This window comes from Saccharopolyspora kobensis (assembly GCF_900108315.1).
Taxonomy (GTDB): Bacteria; Actinomycetota; Actinomycetes; order Mycobacteriales; family Pseudonocardiaceae; genus Saccharopolyspora; species Saccharopolyspora kobensis.
Map to the genome: position 1 here is coordinate 78,837 of NZ_FNVB01000007.1, position 14,359 is coordinate 93,195.

At 70.7% G+C, this 14,359-nt stretch carries 13 protein-coding genes; 7 read left to right on the forward strand and 6 right to left on the reverse strand.

The genetic code is table 11. From position 1 onward, the window contains the following. Positions 1-7: 7 nt before the first annotated feature. Positions 8-457 (reverse strand): hypothetical protein, encoded by a 450-nt coding sequence (locus C4T78_RS23215; protein WP_093357903.1) that lies wholly within the window; start codon positions 455-457, stop codon positions 8-10. Beyond that, entirely contained in the window at positions 454-1,221 is a 768-nt protein-coding gene (locus C4T78_RS23220; protein WP_093357904.1) for an alpha/beta hydrolase, read from the reverse strand. The genes C4T78_RS23215 and C4T78_RS23220 overlap by 4 nt, the downstream gene beginning before the upstream one ends. Before the next feature lie 184 nt (positions 1,222-1,405). Between C4T78_RS23220 and C4T78_RS23225 the strand changes: the two genes are divergently transcribed. The 4 genes from C4T78_RS23225 to C4T78_RS23240 all read left to right on the forward strand — a co-directional run bounded on the left by C4T78_RS23225 (position 1,406) and on the right by C4T78_RS23240 (position 5,879). Then, a complete protein-coding gene (locus tag C4T78_RS23225; protein ID WP_093357905.1) occupies positions 1,406-2,152 on the forward strand; it encodes a lysophospholipid acyltransferase family protein in 747 nt (248 codons plus the stop codon). A 44-nt stretch (positions 2,153-2,196) separates the two neighbouring features. Next, a complete protein-coding gene (locus C4T78_RS23230; protein ID WP_093357906.1) occupies positions 2,197-2,697 on the forward strand; it encodes a polyadenylate-specific 3'-exoribonuclease AS in 501 nt (166 codons plus the stop codon). 356 nt (positions 2,698-3,053) lie between these two features. Beyond that, a complete protein-coding gene (locus tag C4T78_RS23235; protein ID WP_093357907.1) occupies positions 3,054-4,079 on the forward strand; it encodes a 6-phosphofructokinase in 1,026 nt (341 codons plus the stop codon). 336 nt (positions 4,080-4,415) lie between these two features. Further along, positions 4,416-5,879 carry an MFS transporter gene (locus C4T78_RS23240; protein WP_093357908.1) on the forward strand — a complete coding sequence of 488 codons (1,464 nt, stop codon included), beginning with the start codon at positions 4,416-4,418 and terminating at the stop codon, positions 5,877-5,879. Here C4T78_RS23240 and C4T78_RS23245 read toward each other — a convergent pair. Further along, complete coding sequence (locus C4T78_RS23245) at positions 5,876-6,682, reverse strand: hypothetical protein (RefSeq protein WP_093357909.1); 807 nt, start codon at positions 6,680-6,682, stop codon at positions 5,876-5,878. The two genes, C4T78_RS23240 and C4T78_RS23245, sit on opposite strands and share 4 nt — an antisense overlap. 173 nt (positions 6,683-6,855) lie before the next feature. On the opposite strand from C4T78_RS23245, the gene C4T78_RS23250 reads away from it, so the two are divergent. Both C4T78_RS23250 and C4T78_RS23255 read left to right on the forward strand, forming a co-directional pair. After that, on the forward strand, positions 6,856-7,329 hold the full coding sequence (locus C4T78_RS23250) for a pyridoxamine 5'-phosphate oxidase family protein (RefSeq protein WP_093357910.1): 474 nt from the start codon (positions 6,856-6,858) through the stop codon (positions 7,327-7,329). Between the two features lie 81 nt (positions 7,330-7,410). Next, positions 7,411-8,799, forward strand: coding sequence for a class II 3-deoxy-7-phosphoheptulonate synthase (locus tag C4T78_RS23255; protein WP_093357911.1), 1,389 nt, complete (start codon positions 7,411-7,413; stop codon positions 8,797-8,799). Positions 8,800-8,844: 45 nt separating this feature from the next. Here the strand turns inward: C4T78_RS23255 and C4T78_RS23260 are convergent, their stop codons facing one another. Next, positions 8,845-9,537: an aspartate/glutamate racemase family protein gene (locus C4T78_RS23260; protein ID WP_093357912.1), complete on the reverse strand. Its 693-nt coding sequence runs from the start codon at positions 9,535-9,537 to the stop codon at positions 8,845-8,847. A gap of 106 nt (positions 9,538-9,643) precedes the next feature. Here C4T78_RS23260 and C4T78_RS23265 point away from each other — a divergent pair, with 106 nt between their 5' ends. Then, a complete protein-coding gene (locus C4T78_RS23265) occupies positions 9,644-10,378 on the forward strand; it encodes a LysR family transcriptional regulator (protein WP_177247800.1) in 735 nt (244 codons plus the stop codon). 111 nt (positions 10,379-10,489) lie between these two features. On the opposite strand, the gene mptB is transcribed toward C4T78_RS23265, so the two are convergent. Further along, positions 10,490-12,049: a polyprenol phosphomannose-dependent alpha 1,6 mannosyltransferase MptB gene (gene mptB, locus C4T78_RS23270; protein ID WP_093357913.1), complete on the reverse strand. Its 1,560-nt coding sequence runs from the start codon at positions 12,047-12,049 to the stop codon at positions 10,490-10,492. A 157-nt stretch (positions 12,050-12,206) separates the two neighbouring features. After that, entirely contained in the window at positions 12,207-14,141 is a 1,935-nt protein-coding gene (pknB, locus tag C4T78_RS23275) for a Stk1 family PASTA domain-containing Ser/Thr kinase (protein ID WP_093357914.1), read from the reverse strand. Positions 14,142-14,359 lie beyond the last annotated feature (218 nt).

Consider the following 14,359-nt stretch of genomic DNA (forward strand, 5'->3'; position numbering starts at 1 on the left):
GGGTGAGTCAGACCTGGGCGCCGTCGTCGTCGGAGTTGCGCGGGGGTTGGCGCAGGCGGAGCAGGAGCCAGCCGATGCCGCTGCTGATCAGCACCAGGCCGAGCGGCAGGGTGATCGTGCTCGACAGCCCGGCCAGGCCCGGCACCAGCGCGAACAGCACGCCGATCACGACCACGACGATGCCCGCCATGGTCGTCGGGCGCGGGGTCGGCAGCGGCGGGGGCTCCGGCGGGACGTAGTGCTCGTCCTCCTCGTTGGCCGGGGCCGCCCAGTCGCGCGGTCCGCTCTCGACCGGTGCGGCCACCGGCGGCGCTTCCGGCTTCTCGCCCCTGGTGACCGGCTCGTCGTCATCGGGCCAGCGCGCGAAGTTCTCGTCCCGCTCGAGGTCGGCGACGATCTCGGCGAAGGCCGCGTCGATGTCCTCCGGCCCGTCGGCGTTGTCGTGGCGCGTGCTCATACGAGTTCCTCGACCCGATCGCGGTGGATCCGTTGCAGGAATTCGACGCTACCGCTGAACACCCGCGGCGCGTCGTGGTCCAACGTCGCGACGTGGAAGCTGTCCGCCAGCACGACCTCGGTGAGGTCCTCGCTGCGCACGCCCTCCAGCACGGTCGCGGCGTTCACCGGTTCGACGACGTGGTCGACCGCGGAGCGGAACAACAGCACCGGCTGCCGGATCCGCCCCAGATCGGCGCGCACGACGCCCCACAGCTGCTGCAGGCTCGCCATCGCCCGCAGCGGGAGCCGCTGATAGGCCAGCTCGAACCCGCCGGGTTTGGCGATGTCGCCGGGAATCCCGCCCGCCGCGGGCCACACCCGGCTGAGCAGCGGCAGCAGTCGCGCCGCCCGGCGCTGGGTCAGCACCGACGGGTTGACCAGCACGATGCCCGCGATGTCCGGGTGCTCCTGGGCCAGCCGGAGGGTGAGCGTGCCGCCCATCGACTGGCCGAACACGAACACCGACGAGCACCGCCCGCGCAGCTCCGCGAGCTCGGCCTCCGCGGCCCGGTACCAGTCGTGCCAGGTGGTCCGGTTGAGGTCGGGCCAGCGCGTGCCGTGGCCGGGCAGCAGCGGGCAGCGGACGGTGCACCCCTCCGCGGCCAAGTGCTCGCCCCAGGCCCGCATGCTCTGCGGAGTGCTGGTGAAACCGTGGCAGAGCAGTACGCCGATGTCGTCCGACCCGTCGTGCGAGAACGGTTCGGCGCCGGAAAGCACGGGCACTGCAGCCTCCCAAAGCATCGGCGTGCCTGTACCACTTCATGGTCGCATGAGAGTCCGACGAACGGGACGGCCTCGCGGATCTCGGAGTCCGCTAGATCACCTTCACCGGCACCGCATTGTGCTGGTCGCGCCTGCTCCGTAGGCTGAGCAGCGAAATCTTGCGGGGCAGGGAGGCGGCGGCGCGGTGTTGTACTGGGTGATGAAGCACATTCTGCTCGGGCCCTTGATGAAGCTGTTCTGCCGTCCGAAGGTCGAAGGCGTCGAGCACGTGCCCACCGAGGGCAGCGCGATCCTCGTCAGCAACCACCTCGCGGTCGCCGACTCGTTCTTCATGCCGCTGATGATGCCGCGGCGGGTCACCTTCCTGGCCAAGCGCGAGTACTTCACCGGCAAGGGCGTGAAGGGCAAGTTCAAGAAGTACTTCTTCTCCGGTGTCGGCCAGGTCCCGATCGACCGCTCCAGCGGCGCCGCCGCGCAGGCCGCGCTGGACACCGGGGTCCGGCTGCTCCGCGAGGGCAAGCTGCTCGGCGTCTACCCGGAGGGCACCCGCTCGCCGGACGGCCGGCTGTACAAGGGCAAGACCGGGGTGGCGCGGATGGCGCTGGAATCCGGTGCGCCGGTGATCCCGATCGCGATGTTCGGCACCGACCGGGTCAACCCGATCGGCTCGAAGATGTGGTACCCGCACAAGGTCGTGGTCAAGGTCGGGCCGCCGCTGGACTTCTCCCGCTACGAGGGGATGGCGGGCGACCGGTTCGTGGAGCGCTCCATCACCGACGAGATCATGTACGCGCTGATGGAGCTGTCCGGCCAGGAGTACGTGGACGTCTACGCGGCCAAGGTCAAGGACGAGATGACCGCACAGGGCAAGCAGGTCGCGGGCTGGAAGCCCCGCCCGGGCGGCCGGGTGCCCGAGTCGAAGGCGGGCTGACGCCCCGCCCGGAGCGGTCGCGGACCAGCACCTACGCTTCCCTGGTGAGGTTCTTCTACGACTGCGAGTTCATCGAGGACGGGCAGACCATCGAGCTGGTGTCGATCGGGATGGTCGACGAGTCCGGCCGCGAGTTCTACGCGGTGTCCACCGAGTTCGACGCGTCACGGGCCGGCGCCTGGGTCCGGCAGCACGTGCTGCCGCAGCTGCCGCCGCCCGCCGACCCGTGCTGGCGCTCCCGCGCCCGGATCCGCGAAGACCTCTACAGCTTCATGACCTCGCGCGGGTCGAACCCCGAGCTGTGGGCCTGGTACGCGGCCTACGACCACGTGGCGCTGGCCCAGCTGTGGGGCCCGATGCCGATGCTGCCGTCCCGGATCCCGAAGTTCACCCGGGACCTGCGCCAGCGCTGGGAGGACGTCGGCAAGCCGAAGCTGCCCTCGGCCCCGGACAACGCCCACGACGCCCTCGCCGACGCCAGGCACAACCTCGAGCGCTGGAAGGTGATCGAGGACGTCCGCCGCAAGCGCGGCTTCGCGATCTGACGGCTTGGCGGTGGTCGTTTCGCGCCGGTGGGCGCTTGGCGGGACCTGAGTGCTTCCCCGGGGCTGCGGGTGCCCCTCCTGATGTACGACCGAGTGCACGGCGGAGGGGCCGCCCCGCCCAGGGAACCACTCAGAACCCGCGGCGGTGCGAGCTGCGCACTGACGCCGCTCGTGAGGCGTGGACGGCTGCGCCGACAGGTTCTGAGCGGTTCGTCCGTTCCCAGGCGGGCGACGACTTCGAATGGTAAATACGCGGTTACTTGCTGCAACGATCCAGTTCATGTCAGGCTGTGCTCGGGGGAGACCTCGATCACAACTGGCTCACTGAGGAGGCGGCGAGAACCATGCCCGCTGGAATGCGTGTCGGAGTGCTCACCGGGGGCGGCGACTGCCCCGGTCTCAACGCGGTGCTCCGGGCGGCTACCCGCAAGGGGATTTCCGTGCACCAGCACGAGGTCCTGGGCTTCCGCAGCGGCTGGCTGGGGCCGGTGGAGGGCTTGACCACGCCGCTCACCCTGGACCGCGTCGAGGACATCCTCAGCCGCGGCGGCACCATCCTCGGCTCCTCGCGGACCAACCCGTACAAGATCGACGACGGCATCGCCAGGCTGAAGGCGACCCTGGCCGAGCACCGGGTGGACGCGCTGATCGCGATCGGCGGCGAGGACACCCTCGGCGTCGCCGAGCAGCTCACCCACGACGGGGTGCCGGTGGTCGGGGTGCCGAAGACGATCGACAACGACCTGGACGCCACCGACTACACCTTCGGCTTCGACACGGCGGTGCACATCGCCACCGAGGCCATCGACCGGCTGCGCACCACGGCGGAATCGCACCACCGCGCGCTGGTGGTGGAGGTGATGGGCCGCCACGCGGGCTGGATCGCCCTGCACTCCGGCCTGGCCGGCGGTGCCAACGTGATCCTGGTGCCGGAGCAGCCGTTCAGCGTCGAGCGGGTCTGCGAGTGGGTGGAGCAGCGCTTCGAGCGGCAGTACGCGCCGATCATCGTGGTCGCCGAGGGCGCGGTGCCGGAAGGCGGCAAGGAACTGCTGGTCACCGGTGAGCGCGACGCCTTCGGCCACGTCCGGCTGGGCGGCGTCGGCACCTGGCTGGCCGACGAGATCGCCAAGCGCACCGGCAAGGAGTCCCGCGCGGTGGTGCTCGGCCACGTCCAGCGCGGCGGCACCCCGACGGCCTACGACAGGGTGCTGGCGACCCGCTTCGGCCTGCACGCCATCGACGCGATCACCGAGGGCGACTTCGGGAAGATGGTCGCGCTCCGCGGCACGGACATCGTCCGGGTCCCGCTGAGCGAGGCGACCGCCCGGCTCAAGACGGTCCCCCTGGAGCGCTACGCGGAGGCCGAAGTGCTCTTCGGCTGATCTCCCCGGGCGGAGGCCGGGCTGTCCTCCGCCCGCCCCACCCCGTTGGGCCGCAGCCGAACCCGAAGCTGCGGCCCAACGCCACCTCCAACCCCCACCACCCAGCGCCGCGCCGCGTGGTTGTGCAATTTCAATTGAAATCACACGTGTGATTTCAATTGAAATTGCACAACTCTCGCCGGGGGCGTGGTGCGAGACCTGCGGTGTTCCAGCATGTGGACGCAGCTGTTCCACCAGTTAGGCTAATCCCTCGCGATCGGGCGTCGGGGCCGTGCACGGGTGCTCGCGCCGTGCGCTCCCTTCGCCTCGCAGGTTCTTCGACGCGAAGGGGAAGCAGTGTCCACGCAACCGGTGGCCGGTGGGGAGCAGGTGCTCATCCGCTCGGCTCGGGACGTCACCGATCTGGTCAACTCCGGTGCTGCTCGGGGCAGCCACGCGAGGATGATCGTGCTGCTGGCGCTCGGCGGCATCTTCCTCGACGCCTACGACCTGACCTCGCTGGCCTACGGCATCACCGACATCAAGCAGCAGTTCGGCCTGTCCCCGGCCGGTGCGGGCGCGGTCACCGCCTCCATCAGCGTCGGCGCGATCTTCGGCGCCTGGCTCGGCGGCGTCCTGGTGGACCGGCTCGGCCGCTACCGGGTGTTCATGGCCGACATGCTGTTCTTCGTGGTCTCCGCGCTCGGCTGCGCGCTCGCGCCGAACATGGAGGTGCTGATCTTCTTCCGGTTCCTGATGGGCTTCGGCGTCGGCATGGACATCCCGGTGGCCATGGCCTTCCTCGCCGAGTTCTCCCGGCTGAAGGGCAAGGGCAGCAAGGGATCGCGCACCGCCGCCTGGTCGCCCGCCTGGTACGTGGCCACCAGCGCCTGCTACCTGGTGATCATGGGGCTGTACTTCGCGCTGCCCGACGAGCACCACGACCTGCTGTGGCGGTTCACCGTCGGCTTCGGCGCGGTGCCCGCCATCGTGATCCTGCTGGTGCGCAACAAGTACATGAACGAATCGCCGTCCTGGGCGGCCAACCAGGGCGATCTGGAGCGCGCCGCGGAGATCCTGCGCAAGTCCTACGGCGTCAACGCGGTGGTGGCCCCGGACGCCGAGGTGCCCGAGCAGCAGAAGGCCGAGCGCCGCGGCCTGCGCGACTTCGCCCGGCTCTTCGAGCCCCGCTACCGCGCCCGGACCGCCCAGGCGCTGGCCATCGGCCTGGCCCAGACCTTCGGCTACAACGCGGTCGCCTACGGCCTGCCGATCATCATCGCCAGCATCCTGGCGCAGGGCGCGCTGAACACCATCACCGCATCGCTGGTGCTCAACCTGGTCTTCGCGGTCACCGGCGGATTCCTCGGCATCCGGCTGGCCAACAAGGCCGGCGCCTGGAGGATGACCTTCCTGGGCTTCGCGGTGCAGCTGACGTCGCTGGTGGTGCTGGCGCTCATCGGCAAGCCCTCGGCCACCGCCTACGTGCTGTTCGCGATCTTCGCGCTGGGCGCGTTCATGTTCGCCCAGGCCTCCGGGCCGGGCGCGCACTTCATGAGCTTCGCCTCGCTGAGCTACCCGACGACCATGCGCGGCACCGGCATCGGCTTCAACCAGGGCACCCTGCGGGTCGGCTCCACGCTCGCGCTGTTCTTCTTCCCGGTGCTCAGCGCGGCGCTCGGCAGCGGCGTGTTCTGGGTGATCGCCCTCGCGCCGCTGATGGGCCTGGTGGCCTTGCTGGCCAAGCGCTGGGAGCCGGTCGGCTACGACGCCGACGCGGTCGAGGCCGCGTGGCAGCGGGAGAAGGAGACCGCGAGCTAGCTCGGCTTGTTCCAGACGACGACGTCGAGGGTGAGCTGCGTGGCGTAGTCCTGGCTGTCGCGAACGACGACTCGCGCGTAGGTGCCGCTGGTCGTCTTCACGCAGAACGCAGAACCCGTTTCGAGGTCGCTCGAGGAGAGGTAGTCGACGTAACCGGCGCGCACGCAGTCCTCGAAGGTGGAGTCTGCTGCGGCGGGTGCGAGGTCATCTGCCGCATAGACGTAGCCGGAGCTGTTCTCAAGGTCGTGCCCGGAGGATTCCCCGGTCTTCTTGGCGACCCAAATCGGTTCTTCCGAGTCCAGGTCCAGTGAGTATCCGCTGGTCAACACGATGGGATCGGTGCCGGTCTCGCGCTTGATCGCGGGCGAAGTCGGATGGGAGCCGATCGGTGTCGATGGCGAGGTCGTCGGTGTCGAGTTCGTTGAGGGCGGAGGGGTGGTCGGTTCGGCGGGGTTCGACGAGGATTGGGGCGGCGAGTCGCTGATGGCCTGGCCGGTGGGTTGGGTGGTCAAAGCGTGCAGGGACTGCGTGACAACAGCGGTGATCACGACAGCACCTGCCACTATCCCGGCGACTGACACGATGACCCATCGGTCGACGGGTTTGCCCAGGCTTGCCGCGAGGTGCACCACGCCGAGTACCAGCGCTACTGCGGCGACGACCACCGCGAGGATCGTCCTTGAGCCGGTCACGAGCGTGACCACAGCTGCGATGTCCGCGACGATTCCGATCGGCCACAACCGCTGCGCCACCGATTTGCGCTCCGGTTGCGCCTCCACCGGCTCCCACCGCGTGCGCGTCACGGCAGCTCCTCTCTGCGTTGCACGGAACGCATAATAGTGATCACCCTGGGTGTCTGGGTTGGTTTCGGGATGCTTCACGTGATCTGCGGCTGGCGTTCTGCGCGGTGCGGTGTTGACGTGGTGGGTCGCGCCGGAACAAGATCGCCGTTACCGGCCGAGGAACGGAGCGGCCCATGTCCCGGCGCGGCCAGATCACCATGTCCGACGAGGAGATCGTCGAGTTCGTCGACCAGCGGCGGGTCGTGGTGCTGGCCACGGTGAAGGCCGACGGGCGACCGCACCTGGTGCCGATGTGGTTCGTCCACAACGGGCCGGTGATCGAGGTGTGGTCCTACGCGCGCTCGCAGAAGACGCTGAACCTGCGCCGCGACCCGCGCGCCACGCTGCTGCTGGAGACCGGGACCGAGTACGCCGAGCTGCGCGGGGTGTCGCTGGAGTGCGACGTGGAGCTGCTCGAGTCGGCCGAGGACGTGGAGCGGATCGGGTCGGGGCTGGCCGTGCGCTACGGCACGGCGTCCCCGCTGGACTTCAGCGACGAGCAGGCCCGGGCCGCCCTGCGGGCGAAGGCCGCCAAGCGGGTCGGCCTGCGGTTCACCCCGACCCGCACGATCAGCTGGGACCACCGCAGGCTCGGCGGCGCCTACTGAATCGAGCCCGGCTGGGCTTCCGCATGGTGGGACCGGCTTCCCGGAGTAAAAGCACTGGCGCGGACCGCCTATTCTGGATGCGTGAACTGGACCGTTGACGTCCCCGTGGATGACCTGCCCGAACTCCCGCCGCTGCCGCCCGAGATGCGCGCCCGGCTGGACGACGCCCTGAGCCGCCCGGCCGCCCAGCAGCCCAAGTGGCCGGACCAGGAGCAGGCGAACAACGTCCGGAAGGTGCTGGAGAGCGTTCCTCCGGTGACCGTGCCCTCCGAGGTCGACCAGCTGCGCCAGCACCTCGCGGCGGTCGCGCGCGGGGAGGCCTTCCTGCTCCAGGGCGGCGACTGCGCGGAGACCTTCGCGGACAACACCGAGCCGCACATCCGCGGCAACATCCGCACCCTGCTGCAGATGGCCGTCGTGCTGACCTACGGCGCGAGCATGCCGGTGGTCAAGCTCGGCCGCATCGCCGGGCAGTACGCCAAGCCGCGCTCCAGCGACACCGACGCGCTGGGCCTGCCGTCCTACCGCGGTGACATGATCAACTCGCTGGTCGCCACCGAGGCCGCGCGCCGCCACGACCCGTCGCGGCTGATCCGCGCCTACGCCAACGCCAGCGCCGCGATGAACCTCTCCCGCGCGCTGACCAGCGCCGGGATGGCCGCGCTGACCAAGGTGCACGACTGGAACAAGGACTTCGTGCTCAACTCCCCGGCCGGGGAGCGCTACGAGTCGGTGGCCGCCGAGATCGACCGCGGCCTGCGCTTCATGGCGGCCTGCGGCGTCGACGACTCCAGCCTGCACGCGGTGCAGTTCTACGCCAGCCACGAGGCGCTGGTGATGGACTACGAGCGCGCCATGCTGCGGCTGGACACCACCGGCGACAAGCCGCGCCTGTTCGACCTGTCCGGCCACTTCCTGTGGGTGGGCGAGCGGACCCGCCAGCTCGACGGCGCGCACGTCGCCTTCGCCGAGCTGATCTCCAACCCGATCGGCATCAAGATCGGCCCCGGCACCACGCCGGAGCAGGCCGTGGAGTACGTCGAGCGGCTGGACCCGAACAACGAGCCGGGCCGGCTCACCCTGATCAGCCGGATGGGCAACGGCAAGGTCCGCGACGTGCTGCCCGCCATCGTGGAGAAGGTCACCGCGTCCGGTCACCAGGTGATCTGGCAGTGCGACCCGATGCACGGCAACACCCACGAGGCCAGCACCGGCTACAAGACCCGCCACTTCGACCGGATCGTGGACGAGGTGCAGGGCTTCTTCGAGGTGCACCACCGCCTCGGCACCCACCCCGGCGGCATCCACATCGAGCTGACCGGTGAGGACGTCACGGAGTGCGTGGGCGGCGCGCAGGAGATCTCCGACGCCGACCTCTCGGGCCGCTACGAGACGGCCTGCGACCCGCGCCTGAACACCCAGCAGTCGCTGGAGCTGGCGTTCCTGGTCGCGGAGATGCTCCGCGGCTGAACCGCTGCGGAGGAGGGCCTGGAGCCGCTGGTTCCAGGCCCTCCTTCAGCTCAGGGCGAGGTCGAGGACGTGCTCGACGTGCAGCCGGGTGGAGTCGAACAGCGGTAGCGGGCTGTCCTGTTGGCCGATCAGCAGGGTGATCTCGGTGCAGCCCAGCACCACCGCTTCGGCACCGCGATCCGCCAGCTCCCGGATCACCCGGACGTACTGCGCGCGTGAGCCGTCCTCGACGCGGTTGCGGGTCAGCTCCCGGTAGATGACGTCGTGCACCAGCGTGCGGTCGGGCTCGGACGGCACGACGACCTCGATGCCGTGCCGGTCGCGCATCCTGGCCCGGTAGAAGTCGAGCTCCATGGTGTAGCGGGTGCCCAGCAGCCCGACCTTCCGGTGGCCGGCGGCCGCGATCCGCTGCGCGGTGGCGTCCACGATGTGCGCGAACGGCACGTCGACGGCCTTCTCGATGGTGTCGGCGACCTGGTGCATGGTGTTGGTGCACAGCACGATCAGATCGGCTCCGGCCCGCTGCACCCGGCGGGCGGCATCGGCGAGGAACGCGCCCGCCTGCTCCCACGCCCCGGCTTCCTGCATGGCCGCGACTTCGGCGAAGTCGACGCTGAACAGCACGGTCGGCACCGTGCGGTGCCCGCCGAGCCGACCGCGGCTGCCCTCGTTGAGCAGCCGGTAGTACTCGGCCGAGGATTCCCAGCTCATCCCGCCGAGCATCCCGATGGTCCGCATGTGCCCTCCTGCGCTTCGCCGAACGACCTCGCCGACAGCTTCTCCGGGTTCCGCACGCGGCGGTAGCCCGGTCTTGCTTGGCACCGGCCCAAGGGAAACTTGGGGCGTGGACGCGCAGCGGTTGTTGGTCTTCCGGGAGATCGTGCGAGCCGGCTCGCTCGGCGCCGCTGCGCGGGCGCTCGGCTGGACCCAGCCCGCGGTCAGCCAGCACCTGCGGCAGCTGGAGCGTCAGGCGGGCACCGCCCTGGTGCTGCGCCACCCGCGCGGGGTGCGGCTCACCGAGGCCGGGCAGGTGCTCGCACGGCACGCCGAGGCGCTCTCCGCCCGGTTGCGCGCGGCGGAGGAGGACTTGGCCGAGCTGGTCGAGCTGCGGGCGGGCACGCTGCGGCTGGCCGCATTCCCGTCCGCCTCGGCGACCCTGGTCCCGGCAACGGTCACGGCGCTGCGCGCGGAACATCCCGGCCTGACCGTCCGACTGCACGAAGCCGAGCCGCCGGAGGCGATCCGGCTGGTGTCCACCGGCGGTGCGGAACTGGCGATGGTCTTCACCCACGGCTCCCCGGAGCAGGACCCGGACCTCGTGTGGCTGCCGCTCGGAACCGAACAGCTCCGCGTGGTCCTGCCCGCCGACAGCCCGCGCCGGGCCGAGGTGGTCGAGCTGGCGGAGCTGCGCGAGGAGCGGTGGATCGGCGGCTGCGAGTCGTGCACCGCGAACCTCGTCGAGGTGTGCCGGTCAGCCGGTTTCGACCCGGAGATCCACCACGGCACCGACGACTACGTGGTCACCCAGGCGTTGGTGGCCGCCGGGCTGGGGTCGCACTGCTGCCGCAGCTCGCCCTGACCGCGTTCCAGGACCCGCGGGTTCACGTCGCGGCTGCGAGGCCGGAGCAGCACCGCACCCTGTTCCTCGTGCACCACCGGGACCTGGCCGGGGTGACTGCGGTCGAAGCGGCTATCGGCGCGCTGCGGACTGCGCCCGGGACAGGCTCCCGAAGGCGGGACTGAGGCCCAGCGGGTCGTAGCGGACCAGGGACAGCGCGCCGAGCACGGCCGCGCCGATGCCCACCGCCACGAACGGCCAGTTGTACATCGCCTGCTCGCCGTCCGGGTAGTACGCCAGCACCAGCGCGATCGAGGCCCCGACCACGTAGGACAGGGCGCGCGGGGTCCAGGCGAACGCCGCGCCCAGCGCGAGGCCCCAGGTCGTGTACCAGGGCAGCAGGACCGGCGACAGGAAGGCGCCGAAGCACAGGACGATCGCCGCGCGGCGGATCGCCTCCGGGCCGCCTTCGCGGGCCTGCCACCAGTTCCACGCCAGGATCGCCACCAGCAGCACCGAGCCGAGCGTGCGGGTGGTGCCCACGAACGGCCAGATGTTGGTCTCGCCGAACAGCGAGACCAGGCTGTGCACCGCTTGGCCCACGGCCGTCGGCGCGGACAGGTAGTTGACGATCATGCCGGGCGCCGACAGCGCGGACAGCCAGCCGAACCCGACCTTGGCCAGCAGCGTGCACGCCCCGAAGACCACCGCGAACACCCCGAGCGCGGGGAACACCGCGCGCAGGAACCGCCGCCACAGCGGGCCGGTCAGCCGGGACGCCCAGATCCACACCAGGAAGGGCAGCGCCAGTCCGGCGGTGGCCTTGATCGCCATCGCCGCCGAGGCCAGCGCGATGCCGCTGACGTGGCGGCCCTCCAGCACCAGCAGCGTGCCGACCGCGAGCAGTCCGATCATCAGCATGTCGTTGTGCGGGCCGCCGACCAGGTGCACCACGGTCATCGGGCTGGCCGCGACCAGCCACAGCGCGACCGGCAACCGGCCGCCGAGGTGGCGCACCAGCCCGGGCAGCGCGCAGATCAGCAGCACCAGGCCGCCCAGCAGCACCAGCCGCATCACGATGACGCTGGCGATGATGTCGTGCCCGGCCAGCAGCAGCACGCCCTTGGCCACGCCCATGAACAGCGGCCCGTACGGCGCGGGCGTGGTCTGCCAGGTCGGGTGCACGTTCTCCGGGATCGGGCCGGTGAGCGCGGACGGTCCGACGCCGTAGGGGTCGAGGCCGTGCAGCGCCAGCAGCCCCTGGCCCAGGTAGCTGTAGACGTCGCGGGTGAACAGCGGCGGGGCGATGAGCATCGGCAGCAGCCAGGCGACCGCCGCCCACAGCACGCCGCGGGAGGTCACCAGGTGGGCGAGCACACCGCGGCCCAGCCGCACCCACGCCCACACCAGCAGCGCGAACCCGATGTAGACCACCGTGACCGCGACGTCGCGGCCGTGCCCGTAGCGCAGCACCGACAGCGGACCGGTGCCGAGGACCGGGTCGTGCACGAGCGTTCCGCCCGCACCGAAGGAACCGATCAGCAGCAGCACGGAGCCGATCGCGCCCAGTGCGATGGTGCGCAGGGGCAGCGGACGGCTCTCGCGCCGTTCGCCGGTGGCCTGGTCGGCTGTCGTGTTGTTGGTCCGCTCGGACCAGTCGGGTGCCGACTCGGTGGAAACAGTCGGGGGCATCGTGCTCCCAATATTTCCACAACGGCTCGGCGCGCCACCTGTGACCAGGAAAGATCGGCCGCACGGCCACCGATCGGGTGGATTCCGGGGCCGAGTAGCCGCAGGTAGATCCCACATCGGGAAAACGTTACGCAACCCGATGGAGATCAGGATCACATCACAACGCCGTTACGTGGATCTCGCTTCCGGGCTCGACGCGCGACTCGGCGAACGGGTACTGGGTCAGGACCCGCATGTTGTCCCGCGGGAAGATCGAGGTGACGTTGAGGACCAGCCCGAGTTCCTGCGCCTTCTGCTGCGCTTCCTCCACGGTGCCCCCGGTGAGGCTGGGAACCGTCACCGCGTTCGACAGCAGCACCCCGATCCGCGGCCTGCCGACCAGCCGGACCTCTTCGCCGATCGCCGGATCGGTGCTGATGACGTGGTCGGCCGCCACGTCGGCGTCGAACTCCTTGCCCAGCTCGTAGGGCTCGAATCCGGCGTTGCTCAAGGTGGCGAAGGCGTCGTCGCGGCTCATCCCGCGCACGTCGGGCACCGGCACCGGCGGCGGTCCCTTGCTGACGATCAGCGACACCTGGCTGCTGATGTTCAGCGGCGTGCCCGGCGCCGGGTCGGTGCTGATGACCCGGCCCTCCGGCACGGTGGTGTGGAACTGGTCGGCGGACTCGTCGTGCTTCGGCTGCAGCTTCGCGTTGCGGATGAGGCTCTCGGCCTCGGCCAGCGGCATGCCTTCGGTGATCTCCGGCACCTTGGGCTTGCCCAGCGACACCACCAGGTCGACGGTGCTGCCGGTGCGCACCTGCGAACCCTCGCGGGGGTTCGAGCTGATCACCACGCCTTCCGGCACGTCGTTGTCGTTCTCCCTGGTCACGTTGCCGCTCAGCTCGACGGCGGCGAGCGCTTCCTGCGCCGCCGCCTCCTGCTCGCCGACGAGCTTGGGCACGTCGACGTAGCTGCCCAGTCCGAGCCAGAACGCGGCCCCGCCGACGAGGGCGGCGAGCACCAGGACGATCGCGGTCCACATCGCGACGGTCCGGCGCCCGCGCCGGCGCTGCGGAGCGGGCCCGGCCGCCGGGACCGGCGCCATCTCCTGCGTGTAGTCGTCACCGGTGGCCGGGCGCAGCATCGCCCGGGTGCGCTGCGGCTGCACCGGCGGCGGCGCGTCCTGGACGACCGGGATCTGCGCCGTCGGCGGATCGTCGTCGGTGACCTTGGGCATCAGGGTGGTGCTCTCGGCGGACTCCGGCACCGGCACCGGGGCCAGCGGGATGCCGAGCTCGGTGCGCGCCTGCCGCACCTCCACGAGGAACGCCTCGGCGCTCTGCGGGCGCTGCGCCGGATCGCGGCGGGTGGCGCGCACCACCAGGTCGTTGATGGCCGGCGGGAGGTCGGGCACCTGCTCGACCGGCGGCGGCACGTCGTCGTTCACGTGCCGGTAGGCCACCGAGAGCGCGGTGTCGCCGACGTAGGGCGGCCGGCCGGTGAGCATCTCGTAGAGCACGATCCCGGCGGCGTAGACGTCGGTGCGCGCGTCGGCGGCACCGGTGGTGACCTGCTCGGGGGAGAGGTAGGCGACGGTGCCGAGGATGACGCTGCCGCTGGTCGTGCCCGCCTCGGCGGCCGCGCGGACCAGCCCAAAGTCGGCGACCTTGACCGAGCCGTCGGTGCCGATCAGCACGTTCTCCGGCTTGACGTCGCGGTGCACCATCTCGGCCCGGTGCGCGGCTTCCAGAGCGGAGAGCACCGGCTCGATCACGCTCAGCGCCGTGGCCAGCGGCAGCGGGCCGCGATCCATGATCAGGTCGCGCAGCGTGCAGCCCTCGACCAGCTGCATCACCAGGAAGACGTGCTCCTCGCCGGTGCCGTGGTCCACGCCCTGGTCGTAGACGGCCACGATGTCGGGGTGGTGCAGCTTGGCCGCGGCCCGCGCCTCGCGCTCGAAGCGCTCCACGAACGACCGGTCGCCGGAGTACTGCGCGTCCATGACCTTGATCGCCACCGGCCGGTCCAGGCGGGTGTCCAGGCCCCGGTAGACGGTGGACATGCCACCGCGGGCGATCAGCGCGTCGACCCGGTACCGGCGTTCGAGCATGGCTCCGACGAGGCTCGCGCCGCGTCCTCGCCGTGTCTCTGAAGTCATCGTCCGCCAACCGCCGGGTAACCGTTCCGACCACGATTGTGGCAGGTGCGGACGACACGCCGGGGCCAGGTGGTGGGAACGGTCATGATCTTGATCGTAGGACGGCGCCGAACGCGCGGGGCGGGGATCTCCGTGCTGGCGGTGCTCGGCGTCGGTCGGTCCGATGTGGC